This window comes from Parasphingorhabdus sp. DH2-15 (assembly GCF_051668705.1).
Taxonomy (GTDB): Bacteria; Pseudomonadota; Alphaproteobacteria; order Sphingomonadales; family Sphingomonadaceae; genus Alterisphingorhabdus.
The window spans coordinates 2,344,965-2,359,647 of record NZ_CP196351.1; the positions used below are offsets into that span (position 1 = coordinate 2,344,965).

16 protein-coding genes and 2 tRNA genes are annotated in these 14,683 nt (G+C 53.0%); 3 read left to right on the top strand and 15 right to left on the bottom strand.

The features are described from left to right. Positions 1-38: 38 nt before the first annotated feature. From moaC to aroA, 11 genes are all read right to left on the bottom strand, one after another. Positions 39-524: a cyclic pyranopterin monophosphate synthase MoaC gene (gene moaC, locus ACR9YC_RS10895; RefSeq protein ID WP_438727529.1), complete on the bottom strand. Its 486-nt coding sequence runs from the start codon at positions 522-524 to the stop codon at positions 39-41. Then, positions 511-1,017 (bottom strand): molybdenum cofactor biosynthesis protein MoaE, encoded by a 507-nt coding sequence (locus ACR9YC_RS10900; RefSeq protein ID WP_438727532.1) that lies wholly within the window; start codon positions 1,015-1,017, stop codon positions 511-513. The genes moaC and ACR9YC_RS10900 overlap by 14 nt, the downstream gene beginning before the upstream one ends. 4 nt (positions 1,018-1,021) lie before the next feature. Then, positions 1,022-1,267, bottom strand: a complete 246-nt coding sequence (locus tag ACR9YC_RS10905; RefSeq protein WP_438727535.1) for a MoaD/ThiS family protein — start codon at positions 1,265-1,267, stop codon at positions 1,022-1,024. 7 nt (positions 1,268-1,274) lie between these two features. Then, positions 1,275-2,327 carry a GTP 3',8-cyclase MoaA gene (moaA, locus tag ACR9YC_RS10910; RefSeq protein WP_438727537.1) on the bottom strand — a complete coding sequence of 351 codons (1,053 nt, stop codon included), beginning with the start codon at positions 2,325-2,327 and terminating at the stop codon, positions 1,275-1,277. Beyond that, positions 2,324-3,094 carry a sulfite exporter TauE/SafE family protein gene (locus tag ACR9YC_RS10915; RefSeq protein ID WP_438727540.1) on the bottom strand — a complete coding sequence of 257 codons (771 nt, stop codon included), beginning with the start codon at positions 3,092-3,094 and terminating at the stop codon, positions 2,324-2,326. Before ACR9YC_RS10915 ends, moaA begins: the two co-directional genes overlap by 4 nt. A 111-nt stretch (positions 3,095-3,205) precedes the next feature. Continuing rightward, entirely contained in the window at positions 3,206-3,418 is a 213-nt protein-coding gene (locus tag ACR9YC_RS10920; RefSeq protein WP_438727543.1) for a DUF2805 domain-containing protein, read from the bottom strand. 23 nt (positions 3,419-3,441) lie between these two features. Further along, positions 3,442-3,529, bottom strand: a tRNA-Leu gene (locus ACR9YC_RS10925). 141 nt (positions 3,530-3,670) lie between these two features. Next, positions 3,671-3,952, bottom strand: a complete 282-nt coding sequence (locus ACR9YC_RS10930; RefSeq protein WP_438727546.1) for an integration host factor subunit beta — start codon at positions 3,950-3,952, stop codon at positions 3,671-3,673. Positions 3,953-4,146: 194 nt separating this feature from the next. Continuing rightward, positions 4,147-5,847, bottom strand: coding sequence for a 30S ribosomal protein S1 (rpsA, locus tag ACR9YC_RS10935; protein WP_438727548.1), 1,701 nt, complete (start codon positions 5,845-5,847; stop codon positions 4,147-4,149). Positions 5,848-6,058: 211 nt separating this feature from the next. After that, positions 6,059-6,685, bottom strand: a complete 627-nt coding sequence (locus ACR9YC_RS10940; RefSeq protein ID WP_438727551.1) for a (d)CMP kinase — start codon at positions 6,683-6,685, stop codon at positions 6,059-6,061. Further along, positions 6,682-8,028, bottom strand: coding sequence for a 3-phosphoshikimate 1-carboxyvinyltransferase (gene aroA / locus ACR9YC_RS10945; protein WP_438727554.1), 1,347 nt, complete (start codon positions 8,026-8,028; stop codon positions 6,682-6,684). The genes ACR9YC_RS10940 and aroA overlap by 4 nt, the downstream gene beginning before the upstream one ends. Before the next feature lie 209 nt (positions 8,029-8,237). Between aroA and ACR9YC_RS10950 the strand changes: the two genes are divergently transcribed. After that, a complete protein-coding gene (locus ACR9YC_RS10950; RefSeq protein WP_438727557.1) occupies positions 8,238-8,552 on the top strand; it encodes a TIGR02300 family protein in 315 nt (104 codons plus the stop codon). Between the two features lie 114 nt (positions 8,553-8,666). Continuing rightward, positions 8,667-8,742 (top strand) — tRNA-Ala (locus tag ACR9YC_RS10955). 20 nt (positions 8,743-8,762) lie between these two features. On the opposite strand, the gene ACR9YC_RS10960 is transcribed toward ACR9YC_RS10955, so the two are convergent. From ACR9YC_RS10960 to ACR9YC_RS10975, 4 genes are read right to left on the bottom strand one after another with little or no spacing between them, the layout of a single operon-like run. Continuing rightward, positions 8,763-9,932, bottom strand: coding sequence for an acyl-CoA dehydrogenase family protein (locus ACR9YC_RS10960; RefSeq protein ID WP_438727559.1), 1,170 nt, complete (start codon positions 9,930-9,932; stop codon positions 8,763-8,765). A 25-nt stretch (positions 9,933-9,957) separates the two neighbouring features. Beyond that, positions 9,958-11,124, bottom strand: a complete 1,167-nt coding sequence (locus tag ACR9YC_RS10965; protein ID WP_438727562.1) for an acyl-CoA dehydrogenase family protein — start codon at positions 11,122-11,124, stop codon at positions 9,958-9,960. Between the two features lie 4 nt (positions 11,125-11,128). Next, positions 11,129-11,941 (bottom strand): enoyl-CoA hydratase/isomerase family protein, encoded by an 813-nt coding sequence (locus ACR9YC_RS10970; RefSeq protein ID WP_438727564.1) that lies wholly within the window; start codon positions 11,939-11,941, stop codon positions 11,129-11,131. Then, positions 11,941-12,960, bottom strand: coding sequence for an NADP-dependent oxidoreductase (locus ACR9YC_RS10975; protein WP_438727567.1), 1,020 nt, complete (start codon positions 12,958-12,960; stop codon positions 11,941-11,943). Before ACR9YC_RS10975 ends, ACR9YC_RS10970 begins: the two co-directional genes overlap by 1 nt. A gap of 49 nt (positions 12,961-13,009) precedes the next feature. Between ACR9YC_RS10975 and ACR9YC_RS10980 the strand changes: the two genes are divergently transcribed. After that, positions 13,010-14,611, top strand: a complete 1,602-nt coding sequence (locus ACR9YC_RS10980) for a peptide ABC transporter substrate-binding protein (protein ID WP_438727569.1) — start codon at positions 13,010-13,012, stop codon at positions 14,609-14,611. The last annotated feature ends 72 nt before the right edge of the window (positions 14,612-14,683 follow it).

Here is a 14,683-nt window from a genome sequence, read left to right on the forward strand (position 1 = left end):
ATTAGGGCGCAATATTATGCTTGCGCATGCGTCACCAGCTAATCCCCCGCGACCCAATCGCCGCTTTTGCCGCCGCGTTTTTCTATGAGTTTTATCCCGCTGATGGTCATGGATTTGTCCACCACTTTGACCATATCATAAACGGTTAAACAGGCCGCGCTTACCGCAGTTAGCGCTTCCATTTCGACACCCGTTTTGCCATCTGTCTGCGCCTCTGCCTGCACGCGCACCAGCCCTGCGGCTTCGTCACAGTCCAGCGCCACCCGCAATTTGGTGAGCGGCAAGGGATGACATAACGGGATAATCTCTGCCGTGCGTTTTGCGGCCATAATGCCGGCCAGTTCAGCAACGGCCAGCACATCGCCTTTCTTATTCTGGCCAGAGATAATCTGCGCCATTGCAGGGGCAGACATGTGCACTTCACCGCTGGCCACGGCCACTCTGCGCGTCACGGCCTTATCGCCGACATCAACCATGACAGCGCGGCCCGTGCCATCAATATGAGTGAGCTTATGATCGGTCATATTCATCCTTATCGCTGCTTTGCCAGCGGGCCTTATCTGCATAATCTTGTTCGCGCGGTTCAATCCATATTGCGCCAGTTGCGGTCATTTCCTTCTTCCAAAAGGCCGCTTCGCTTTTCAACCAGTCCATCAAAAAGTCAGTGGCCAAAAAGGTGGTACGGCGGTGCTTGGCGCTGGTGCCGACAAAGACAATCGGCTCTGCTGGCAATATCTCCCCCACACGGTGGACGATATGCACATGCTGTAAATCCGGCCAGCGTTGCCGCGCCTGCGCCACGCCTTGCTTTATGCTGTCTTCGGTAAAGCCTGGATAATGTTGCAGCATCATAGCCTGCACCACATCACTGGTCATGCTGTCCGGCCGGGCGATGCCAGTGAAGCAGGATAATGCGCCATCGCCCTTTGCCGCCAGACGCAGCGCCTTATGCTCCGCCTCTGGATCGAGTGGATCGGCCGCGCAGCGGATAACCGAAGAGGCAAGCATATCGGCCATAGCCTTACCCGCCACTCACCGGCGCTAGAAAGGCCAATATGTCATTATCTTTCAGCAGTTTATCTGGTAGGCAGATATTCTGGTTAACCGCAATACGGCTGCCCTTTTTGGCATATATTGCAGCAAAGGCAGCGTTTTCATTGGCCAATATTGTCGCCACGTCTTTAGCACTGATGCCATCGGCAAAGTCGCGTGGCCCCTCTGCCAGAACATCGCCAAATGCACCAAAAAACAAAAGCTGTATCTGCATGGAGCGATCAACCACCGGTCGCTGACATTGTGCGCGTCACGGCGGCGCTGCCCTCTGCAATGGCTGTGACAAAATCATGCGCTTGCGGTTTCTGGTGCATGGCGCTGGCCACCAAAGCGTCCAGAGCGCGTTCGCCATCACCGCCATTGGCCATATTGCGGCGCATCACCTTGGCAAAATCGAAAAATACATCATGGCCCAGACAGGGATATAAACGCCCCGTTGCGGTGACGCGAACGCGGTTGCAACTGTCGCAGAAATTGCCCGTCATCGGCGCGATAAAGCCAATGCGCCCGCCGGTCTGTTCAACATCAATATAGCGCGATGGCCCTGATGTGTTATGTTGTGAAGGGGTCAGGTGCCAATGCTTGGCCAAATCAGCCTCTACCTTGGCCAGTGACAGAAATTCCAAATCCTTACCATGCGCCATGGGCATGGACTCGATTAAGCTGATATCCATGTCTTTACCATGCGCCCATTGCGTCATGGCGATAATATCGTTCAGGCTGGTATCGGCCATGGTGACCATATTGATTTTCACTTTCAGCCCGGCATTCAGCGCGGCATCAATGCCTGCCAGAACCACATCCAGCCGCCCCAATCGCGTGATGGCGGCAAAGCGGTCTGCATCCAGTGTATCGAGTGATATATTGATCCGCTCCACACCCAATCGCGCCAGATCATCTGCCTTGCGTGTCAATTGGGTGCCATTGCTGGTCATGGTGACCTCTTTCAGACCGCCCTGTCGCTTATAGCGCATCAGCCGGTCGATCAGCTCCAAACAATCACCGCGCACCAATGGCTCCCCGCCCGTGATGCGAATATGTTCAACGCCGCGTTTTACAAAAGCGCCAGCCAGCATGTCCATCTCGTCCAGCGTCAGCAATTCCTTGCGCGGCTTAAACTGCATATCACGCGGCATACAATAGGTACAGCGCAGATCACACCGGTCGGTAACCGATAAGCGCAAATAGCGGATATGACGGCCGAAACCATCAACCATGGCTGGGTTTTGAGGAGCAAATTGCGGTTTTGCGCTTGGGGGAAGGATGGTGTTCATAACAATGTTATCGCGCGCCAAAACAGCCGGAGCGACACCAAAATGATAAGCAATGCTGTACCGCGACGCAACCAGTTTAACGGCAGCCGCAAAGCACCCAGCCATGAGCCACATGCGCCGCCCAGCAATACAGCCAGCAATAACGGCCAATAGCTTAGCAGCGCTGCGCCATTATTACCGCTCAAATTTGTGAATTGCCCGGCCAAACCAGCAAGAGAGTTCAGCAATATGAACAGGCTGGCCGCACCCGCTATTGCCCGCGGCGACCCCCAATGGATGAGATATAATATCGGCGCCAGAAAGATGCCGCCGCCTATGCCCGTAACGCCGGCCAGAAAGCCAAGCCCGCCACCAATGGCAAGGTTTAAGAGGACGCGTTTTTTAGCGGGCCGATTGTCGATATTTTGATGGTCTTGCGCATCTTTAGATTGGAGCAAAATGAGCAATCCCGCAATGCCCAGCGCCCCGGCTAACAGCGCGGTAAAGGCCAGCTCGCTAACCGGTAATTGCCCGCCAAACCAGGCAGCGGGAATTGATAACAGAAAGAGCGGCCATATCCGCCGCCAGTCAATTGCTCCGGCGCGGGCGAAACGCCATGTTCCGCCAGCCACCACAATGATATTGCAGCATAATGAGATGATGGGCAGCAATTGGTAACCTGTGCCACTGATCGCCAGCAATGCCGTATAGGTAGAACCACCGCCAAAGCCGATAGCTGCATAGAGCAGCGCGGTTACGCCAAAAGCGGGGATGAGAAAGCTAGGCATTATAGCAAATTTTCTGCGCTAGACTTGCCTGAATTGCAACAACCATGCGTGACGCATGCCGGTAAAAACGGCAATGTAGCGTAGCATGGCCGCAACCTTATTATACGCGGTTTATTTATAATGCTCCCGCCGATCACCAAAGTCGCGCACTCTTTTGCGCCAAGTGCGATAGCTGGACGGTTTAAGGGTTTCCCGCATCAAAACCTTCACATACTTTTCCGATATGCCAAATTCGCGTTCTATATGCGCGAAACTGATATGGTCGCTCAGCGCCATTTCGATAATGGCGCTTTTATCAGCCTCTGACAGCGTTTCATCGGTCATAAACCTGTCCATTATGAAAAGGATGGTGCGGACGGCGGGACTCGAACCCGCACACCCAGTGATGGATAGCAGATTTTAAGTCTGCTGCGTCTACCATTTCGCCACGTCCGCACTGCTTATATTGATCGCTCTGCTCTTAACAAACAGGCCATTCAACATCCATATCGGAATAGATTATACCGAATAGATTGTCATTGTATGAGATCAAGAAATTTATCAACCGATCCAGTTGAATAAGGAGGAAATATTTTCCTAGTCGTTATTCAAACGCTCACGCATTTCTTTGCCGGGCTTGAAATATGGCACCCGCTTTGACGGGACATCCACAGCTTCGCCAGTACGCGGGTTACGGCCTTTGCGCGACGCTCTTTCACGTGTGGAAAAGGCACCAAAGCCGCGTAACTCTACACGGCCATCTTCAGCCAATTGCTGGGTAATCTGGTTAAAAAAGAGATCGAGAATTTTTTCGACTTCTTCAATCTTCAGTTCAGGATTTTCATCAACAAGCTTCTTCAACAATTCTGATCGAATCACTTTTTAGGCCCCCACAGTAAAGTTGGAGAAAAGACGCCTGGCCAATTTTAAAAAGCCTGGAGCTTGTGCGTATCACAATATCAGAATTGTGGCAGAAAAATCGGCTTTTGACAATGCCTTGGAAATGATTTCGTTAGCGAATTAATGGCCGAGAATAGGCTAAATGCATATTCTCGGCCATAATATTCGTTAAATCAGTCTTTTTTCTTCAATGCTTCGCCGAGAATATCGCCGAGGCTGGCGCCCGAGTCGGACGAACCATATTGCTCAACAGCCTGCTTCTCTTCTGCAAGCTGATGCGCTTTGATAGAGAAGTTCGGTTTCTTCGAACGGTCAAAACCAACGACCATGGCATCGATTTTCTGGCCGTTTTGGAAACGGTCAGGACGCTGCTCATCACGGTCACGACCAAGATCAGAACGCTTAACAAATCCAGTTACGCCGTCATCACCAGCCTGAACTTCCAGACCGCTATCGGTAACCTGCAAAATGGTCACGGTAACAACCGCACCTTTGCGCAAGCTGCTTCCAGTTGCAGCTTCAGCAGAAGGCGCACCTTTTTCAAGTTGCTTCATACCCAGCGAAATACGCTCTTTCTCAACATCAACGTCAAGAACGATAGCTTTCACCTGCTCACCCTTGCGGTGCAGGTTAAGCGCGTCTTCGCCAGAAATGCCCCAAGCGATATCTGACATGTGTACCATGCCGTCCACATCGCCTTCCAGCCCGATAAACAGACCGAATTCGGTTGCATTCTTAACTTCGCCCTCAACTGTTGTGCCAACAGGATAGGTTTCAGCAAAGGCGTCCCAAGGATTGTTCTGCGCTTGTTTCAGACCCAGGGAGATACGGCGTTTCTCGCTATCAACCTCAAGAACAATAACATCAACTTCCTGACTGGTAGATACGATTTTGCCAGGATGAACATTCTTCTTGGTCCAGCTCATTTCAGAAACGTGGACCAGACCTTCAATGCCGGGTTCCAGCTCAACAAAGGCACCATATTCGGTGATGTTGGTTACTGCGCCAGAGAGTTTTGCGCCAATTGGATATTTGGCAACTGCGCCATCCCATGGATCGCTTTCCAGCTGCTTCATGCCCAAAGAAATACGCTGTGTATCTTGGTTGATGCGGATGATCTGAACTTTCAGTGTGTCACCAATGTTGATCACTTCATTAGGGTGATTGATGCGCTTATAACTCATGTCGGTGACGTGAAGCAGACCATCAATGCCGCCCAGATCAACAAAGGCACCATAATCGGTGATGTTTTTAACAACGCCTTCAATAACCTGATTTTCGGTCAGGTTCTGGATCAGACCAGAACGCTGTTCCGCGCGTGTCTCTTCCAGAACGGCGCGGCGTGATACAACAATATTGCCACGGCGACGGTCCATTTTCAAAATCTGGAAAGGCTGCGGAATATCCATCAGCGGCTGCACATCACGCACGGGGCGGATATCAACCTGGCTGCCAGGCAAAAAGGCTACGGCACCATCAAGATCAACAGTGAAGCCGCCTTTGACGCGGCCATAGATAACGCCTTCAACGCGCTTGCCTTCGCCGAACTCATCTTCAAGACGATCCCAAGCAGCTTCGCGGCGTGCGCGATCGCGGGACAGCATGGCTTCGCCATCAGCATTTTCCACGCGGTCAACATAAACCTCTACTTCGTCACCGATTTTCAGATCGGCTTTCTGACCGGGCGCAGCGAACTCACGTAGAGCAACGCGGCCTTCGGATTTAAGACCCACATCGATGACGGCTTTGTCATTTTCGATGCCGGTTATGGTGCCTTTGACCACGCGACCTTCAAAGTCCTGATCTTCGCCACCTAGTGATTCGTTAAGCATTGCCGCGAAATCATCGCGGGTTGGATTTGCCGATGAGGCCATAAATGTTCCTTAGTATTGCTTTTTCCGGCCAAGCGGTTGGTTCCGCTGGTCTTGGCCCAAACTGCCGCCTTTACCTCATGTAAAGACAGCATTCTCAAGACGTTAGCATCAGAAACACAATAGACATACATAACCATCAAAACGCATCGAGGCGGTCCGTTTTGGCGGAACGCCTTTGCGCAGATATTGATCAGTTTGAATGGCTGGGCCGTTAGCGGCCTTCTATCCTGTCTCTGACAAGCATAATCGCCTGTCGAACGGCGGCGGCTATAGTCATTTCCGACGTATCTAGCAAGTCCGCATCTTGCGCGGGTTTTAGCGGCGCAGCAGCGCGGCCACTGTCACGCGCATCCCGCTTGATGATATCGGCCAGCATATTATCGAAACTTGGTTGCTCACCCTTCGCTTTCATTTCATTGAAACGGCGAGTGGCACGGGCCTCAGCAGAAGCGGTCACAAATAATTTGGCATTGGCTTCCGGCGCAATCACAGTGCCAATATCCCGGCCATCGAGCACTGCGCCGCCTATTTGGTTCTTAAATGCTAATTGCCGCTCCAACAGCGCTTCACGAACCGCAGGATGCACTGATACCCGGCTGGCCAACCCACCGGTCGTTTCACTGCGCAAATCAGGTAGATCAAGCAGTGCATCATCAAAGCCGCAAGCCGCCAGTGCATCGCTTTCCTTATCCGGGTCGCCACATGCGCGCGCCACGGCATATCCAACAGCACGGTATAATAAGCCGGTATCCAGATAGGGCAGACCAAATTCCTGCGCCAAAGCCCGGGCGATAGTGCCCTTGCCCGAGGCGCTAGGCCCATCAACAGCGATGATCATTGCGCTGCATCCATCAGCAATGTTTCAAACACAGGAAAGCTGGTCGCAATGGGGCGCACATCGTCAATTTCCACACCGGTCTTGCTCATACAGCCAGCTATGGCAAAGCTCATAGCGATACGGTGGTCCAGCGCGCTGGCAATCGTTGGTTTGGCCTGTGGTGCAAAAGATTCGCCATCGCGCCCTTCAATAATCAAACCGTCTGCGGTTTCCTCAATATTGACATCAAGCTGCTTCAGGCCCTGCGCCATAATGCCCAATCGGTCAGACTCTTTCACCCGCAATTCCTCCAACCCACTGGTGCGTGTCGTTCCTTTGGCCAATGCTGCGGCGATAAAGAATATCGGGCATTCATCAATCATCAGCGGCGCCAGTGCAGGATCAAGATCAATAGCGGACAGGTCCGAATGGCGCACATGCAGATCGGCAACAGGCTCTCCGCCAATTTTGCGCGGATTCTGTTCCACTATATCGCCGCCCATTGCCAGCAAAGCCGTGACAAGGCCGGTGCGTGTCGGGTTCATGCCGACATTATTGATGATCAGATCAGAGCCAGGGATAATCAGCGCCGCTACAATGAAGAACGCAGCGGAAGAAATATCGCCCGGCACAATAATATCTTGGGGAGTGAAATCCGCCTCACCGCGCAATTGATGCACCAAGGCACCATCATCATCGCGCGCACTGTTCAACTCTGCACCAAAGCTGCGCAGCATGCGTTCACTATGGTCGCGTGTTGGCACTGGCTCGATAACCGTTGTAACGCCCGGTGTATTGAGGCCAGCAAGCAAGACCGCTGACTTTACCTGTGCTGAGGCAACGGGCAATGTATAATTTATCGGCACAGCAGGGCAAAGGCCGCGCATCATGATCGGCAAGCGTTCATCACCGCCCTGTGACTGAAATTCTGCGCCCATTTGTGACAAGGGCCGGGTTACACGTCCCATTGGTCGGCCAGATAATGAAGCGTCGCCAATAAATGTTGCTGAGATATTATGGCTAGCGATCAGCCCCATAAGCAGCCGTGTTGATGTTCCGCTATTGCCCATATCAAGCGCGCCAGCGGGTTGAAGCAGCCCGCCAATGCCAACCCCATTGACCAACCAGTCGCCAGTCTCCGAATCATGGGCAATATCAGCGCCCATCGCCCGCATTGCACCGATTGTGGCCAAAACATCCTCACCCTCCAACAGTCCAGAGATTCGACTCTGTCCTATGGCCAGTGCAGAAAACATGATTGAACGGTGAGAAATCGACTTGTCGCCAGGCACGGTAATCGTACCTTTTAGCGCGGTTGAACGGCCAAAACTCCGTGGTTCAGCAGGGGTATTAGGCGATGACATGCGGTTCCAGACTGACAATGTTATTGAACGTGATAATCATTGGGCTTTTGACAGCGCGGCAAAGCTATGGCAAGGCGCAGCCCACTTTACGGGTCAGTAAAGATGTTTACTTTGAAAAATCACTGGTCTGAACCCTTTAAATTCCAATTTTATTGTGCATATGGTCGAACAAAGAAAATCGGCCGAGACATGAACAAAAAGGCAAGAAAATGGTAAAACCTGAATGGGGCACAAAGCAAAGCTGCCCAAAATGTGGCACCCGCTTTTACGATCTGGGCAATGATGACCCTGCAACATGCATTGAATGTGGCAATGAATGGCATCCGGAGCCTGTGCTGAAATCAAAACAGCCTCTGCCATTTGAAGAAGCTGATGGCAAAAAAGAAAATGATGCCGATTTGGCGGATGATGAAGATCTGGACGTTGATGAGAGCGAAAACACCGCTGATGGCGATGTCGACCTTGGCGGCGATGAAGATCTGGGCGTCAAAAAAGCCGATGACGAGCGCGAAGACGATACTTAAGCCATCAATCGGGTGATGGCATAGCTATCACCCAAATTTTTGCTTGATGCGATGAAGCCGCTCGACTAATGAGCGTGCTGCACAATCTGCTTCCCACAGCAGATTTTGGTATATGGGGCCTTAGCTCAGCTGGGAGAGCGCTTCGCTGGCAGCGAAGAGGTCAGCGGTTCGATCCCGCTAGGCTCCACCATTTTTATAAATTCCCAATAATTACAACATCGCCATATCGGTTGGCAGGTCGAGCAATACCCGGCCTGTCAGTTCATAAATAGCTGCCGAGGTTGCAATATGCTGCGTGGCGACATGGGCGTCGCGGAAGCGGCGTTGTAAATTGCATGTCAGATAGACCGCATTGCCGCCGCCCAGCGTGAAGGCGGTTTTGGCGACATCGGCTGCGCTTTCTGTTGCATATGTTGCGGCCAGTCGCAGTTCGGCGCGTTCATGCGGCCCCAAATGTCCATTGGCCTGTGCCGACGTCCAGCATTTGGCCACTGCTTCACGGAAAAAAGCCTCCGCAGCGCGATATTGGGCCTCAGCACGCGCAATCTCTGTCTGAATGACGGGCTTTTCTGCCATTGCCTTCTGGCCGCCAATTGGCTTTTTTGCAGCGACCAAGGCTTTAATCTCGTCCAGCGCACCTGCCGCATTGCCCAGTGCCACGGACGCGACGCCCATCGCTAATAATCCGAATACCGGATAGGTATAGAGGGCGCCCTCTTCATGCGGGGTATCGGTAATCAGGGAAACGCTTTGTTCTTTGGGAATAATGGCATCTTTCACGGTGAAATCTGACGAACCCGTGCCCTTCATACCAACCACATGCCAAGTATCCAAACGCTCTACTTGATCAGAGGCAAAGTACATCATGCGGTGATAAGGTGCGCCATTATCCATGCGCTGCAGCTCACCATCTTTGAAAATCATCGCCCCGGCGCAGAGCCAGTCACAATTCACATTGCCTGACCCCCATTGCCAGCGGCCGGACACGCGGTAATGGTCCCCCATATCTTCAGCGCGGCCCATGGGCGCGAAAACCCCGCCAGTTTTGATAAGCGGGTTGCCATAAATGCTCTGCGCAATATCGCGCGGCAGATATGCGGCATTAACCGCTGTTGTCGCCCCGATCATGGCGCACCAGCCAGTGCTGGCCTCTGAACGCGATATCGCATGCAACACCGCTACAATCTCAGGCGGTGAGAGTTCAAAACCGCCAAAGCTTTTTGGCGTGACCATCGCATAGACGCCCGCCGCAGCCAGATCATCCGCAATATCCAGCGGCATACGTCCGGCAGCCTCTATTTCATCAGCTCTGGAAGCAATATCGGGCAACAAAGCCGCAACCTTTTCCCCTAATCGAGGGATAGTCTCTAATGGCTGCATGTTCTTATCTCTCCCCTAAAGCCTGTTAAAGGCGCATCATACTCGCAATATTGTTGCGTTGCATATCACTGGAGCCGCCAACAATCGGCATGCCCAGCAAATCGCGCACATGGCGCTCCATCTCATACTCTTTTGATAGTGCATAGCTGCCCATCACCTGTTGGCAGGCAATGGCAATTTCTACGCCAGTATCCGCGACAAATAATTTGGCCATGCTGGTTTCCACTGAGCAGGGCCGCCCTTCATTGGCCAGCCATGTTGCGTGATAGAGCATATGCCGTGCGGCCTGCCACTTGGTCCGCGCTGTCACCAGCTTGTGTCTAATGGCCTGATGCTGCGCGATGGGCTTGCCAAATTGTTCGCGTTCCTGCGCATAGGCCCATGCCTCATCAACCGCAGCCCGCGCCACGCCCAGAGCCACTGCGCTGATCTCCAGCTTCTCAACGTCCAATGCGCGGCCAGCCAATTGCTGCCACCCGCGGTTCCACATAACATCCCCGCCCACCACATTTTCTGCTGGAATGCGCACATTATCAAAATACACATCCTGACTATGGGTGTAGCGCAGATTGACATGCTCAATATCCTGCATGGTGACGCCGGTTGCCTTGGTCGGCACCAGTATGAAAGACAGGTTTTTATAACGATCCCCCGCATCACCGGAGCGCACCAGACAGTAAATATAATCCGCCCAATCTGCGCCCGTGCACCAGCGTTTTGCGCCATTGATAACAATATCATCACCATCGCGCCGTGCCGTGGTTTCTACACTGGCCAAATCGCCGCCAATATTGGGTTCGGACAGACCATAGGATAGGAATATCTCGCCCTTCGCGACCTTGGGCAATATGGCGTTTTTCTGTGCTTCGCTGCCATTTTCTGACAGGTTCATCCCGGCATAAAAGCTGGTGTGGATATAGGGGCCAGCCAGCGCCGAACCGCCGCGTGATAATTCCTCAATCACCGCAATAGCGGCAACCAGATCAGGACCGGCACCGCCATAATCCTGATCCACTGTCAGTGCGGTAAGGCCCATTTTGTTGAACCGTGCATAAATATCACGCGGCCATTTTGCCTCTGCGTCCCATTGCTTGCGCTTTTCCGGCGGGGCATGTTCGGCGATAAACCGCTGCACCTGTGCGCGGATGGCGGTGACATGATCTGGCTCATCAATAAAGGTCTGCTCGCTCATACCATCATTCCCCGGTCAAATTGGGTGCGCGCTTTTCAGCCATGGCAGCAACCGCTTCGCGCCGATCATCCAGAAAGTTGGAAACACTTTCATAGCCGATACTGGCGTCCATCAGCTGCGCAGCCAGTGCTTTGAGCGGGATATTGGTGACCGTTTTCGTCCAGCGCACAGCCCATTTTGGGTTGCCCAAAATCTTGCCGCATATTTCAGAGACTTTTGCGTCCAACTGATCAGCAGGCAGCGCATAGTTGATCAGGCCCAGCTCTTTCGCCTCCACTGCGGTCAACAAATCGCCGGTCATCAGCAATTCTTTCGCCTTGGCATAGCCGATCAGTTGCGGCCATATCAGGGCGCCGCCATCACCGGCCACCAGCCCGACCTTAACATGCGGATCACCAATTAGTGCCTTTTCATCAGCAATGATGATATCGCACAGCAAAGCGATGGTTGCCCCCAGCCCGGCCGCAGCACCATTTAGGCGGCAAATAATCGGTTTCTCCATTTCCAGCAGCCCAGAGACAATGCGCTTCGCATCCCAGGCGATGCTGCGGAATTTTGCGGGATCATCAATTTGCTCAGCAAACCAGTCAAAATCACCGCCAGCGCAAAAGGCACGGCCTTTGGCCGACAATATGATGATATCGCTGTCCGCATCGCGCTGTAAATCGGTAAAGATGGTCGCCAATTCATCGTGCATGATGGCATCGACACCATTGACCGGATGATCGGATGTTATGAAGGCCGTTAATATCTTGCCGTCACGCGCAAAGGTAAAACGCTGATAATTCGCGCTCTCAATCGCAAAGGCCGCCGCCATTATTCCTCACCCACTTTAACGACGCGCCGGCCCATATTCTCCCCGCGAAACAGACCGCAAAACGCCTCTGGCATGGCGGCCAGCCCGTCAAAACGCTCTTCCTGCAATTTCAATTCCCCTTTGGCAATCATGCCAGCCATAGTCTGCAGGGCCTCAGAGAACATTTTGGCGTGGTAAAATACGACCAGACCGCGCATCATAATCTGGTGCGTGATGAACGGCGTTGTGGTGCGAATGCCCGGCCTGTCCTCCAGCGCCAGCGAATAATCCGCCACTTGCCCCGCCACACAGATACGCCCATTGAGCCGCATCTTGGGCAAAACGCGTTCAATCATTGCATTGCCAACATTATCATACAGCAAATCCACGCCATCAGGCAGGGCTGCGCTGATCGCTGCATCCAGATCATCAACGCTTTTATAATTGATGGCCACATCAAACCCAGCCTCTTCGGTCAGCCAATTGCATTTGGCATCACTGCCCGCAATGCCCACCACTTTTGATGCGCCCCACGCCTTAGCCAATTGGCCAGCAGTTGCCCCAACGGGCCCTGCGGCAGAGGATATCAGCACTGCATCGCCCGCGCGAAATTGCGCGGTTTCCTTTAGCCCGCAATAGGCCGTTAGGCCCGGCACACCCAACACGCCAATCCAATAGGATAACGGCAATCCCGGCGTCACTGGCCCGATAAAACCCTTGCCATTGTGAATGCTGTGTGTGCGCCATCCCCCAGCGAAAAACACCAACGTGCCGTCTGGATATTTTTCATGGTTGCTGGCCTCAACCCGTCCGACCGAAAAGCCATCCATTGGCGCACCGATTTTCTGCGCGGCGGCATATGTTGCCGAGCCGGAAAGTCGCGAGCGCGTGCCCGGATCAACCGAGTTATAAATATGCGCAATGCGAAACTCACCATCGCCCGGTTCGGGTAGCGGCGCATCCTCAATTTTAAAATCTTCGGGGACCGGAAGGCCATCACAGTGGCGCGCCAAAACAATTTGTTGCATATTCATCGACATGGAAACAGGGATACCCTCTCGCTTTATTTTTATGTGGCATCAGCAGACCATGAAGCGGTCATGGCTGTCAACTATCGACTATCGCTTCGCCGCCCTTATCGCCGCAATATTGCTGCTTGGTTTAACAAGCGGCTGCACCGAAGAAACCGCCGGAGAAATCATAGCCGACAGACAAGATGAAGACGCTCTTATCCGATTATCGGATGCAGAGATACGTGGCCTTGATCCACAAAAAGTGTCTGATCTGGCCGCTATCCGCGTTGCGCGGGATCAGTTTGAAGGGCTAACCCGCTTTAACGGCAAAGGTGAAGCCGAACCTGGCCTTGCCAAAAGCTGGACTGTCAGCACCGATGGTAAGGTCTGGACCTTTACCTTGCGCGACAATCTGAAATTTTCCGATGGGCACCCGATCATAACGCAGACCTTTGCCAGCATTTGGCAGCGTTTGCAGGCCGATGCCACTGCATCACCGCACAAAGCCCTGTTTGCGCCTATCATGGCTATATCTGCTCAGGGCGATGCAGCAGTGCAGGTGATATTGCACAATCCTTATCCCGAACTGCCCGCACTTTTGGCCCATCCCGCCATGGCGGCTTTGCCCATGCACCGCATTGCACAGCTTGGCGACCAATGGACTGGCGAACGTCCCTTAGTGACCAGCGGCGCCTATCGCACCGCGCAATGGATTTTGAATGACCGGATCGTTCTGCAAGCCAATCCGCATTGGCATCAGGATGCGCCTGATATTGCTGAAATACAGTGGAAGCCGGCAGATGATGCATTGAACGGGATGCGGCAAATTCTGGGTGGTGCAGCAGATATAGCGAGTGATTACCCCAGCAATCGCCATCAATGGCTGATGGAAAATCATGCAGAATTTGTGCATGTGTCCGATTATCTGGGCACCTATTATTTTGCGTTTAACAGCCGCACCGCGCCATTTGATAACGCCAATATCCGCCGCGCCTTGTCCATGGCGGTTGACCGGACATTCCTGACTGAAGAGCTTATCGGATTGGGCAATAGCCCTGCCCATCTGGTCGTGCCGCAAAGACTTTGGCGCTTCCAAAACACGCAAAGCCATGATGACAATAACCAAGCGTCCCACATCGCAGCCCGCCGTAAGCAAGCGCGGCGATTGCTGGAGGATGCTGGTTATAATGACCAAAAACCACTGCGTTTTGACATTCGCATTAACAGTTCGCGCGAACATAAGCGCGTCGCTGTCGCGCTGGCGGCGATGTGGTCGGAACTGCCGGTTGAAGCGAGTGTTTTGAACAGCGAGGCATCACTGCATTTTGCAGGTCTGCGCCGCGGTGATTTTGCACTGGCGCGTTCAGGATGGATTGCCGATCTGCCCACACCAGAAAATTTTCTGGCCGTCCATTCCCCAAATGCCGGTCCATCCAATTATAGCGGTTACAATAATCCTGATTATGATGCGCTTCTGGCCAAAGCCGCTGGTCTGGCTGATCCTATGATGCGGGAAAAAGCGCTCTATGATGCCGCATTGCTATTGGCCGAGGACGCGCCGATATTGCCCTTATATTATTACACAGCCCGCAATTTGGTCAGTCCGCGTATATCGGGCTGGCAAGACAATGTGCTGAACATTCACCCCAGCAGCACCTTATCATTCACAACCCAATAACACATACTAGGTCAGCCAAGCCTCAGCATGTTCACGCACTATCAAGCGTCTAAGCGATAGCAGAGCGCAATG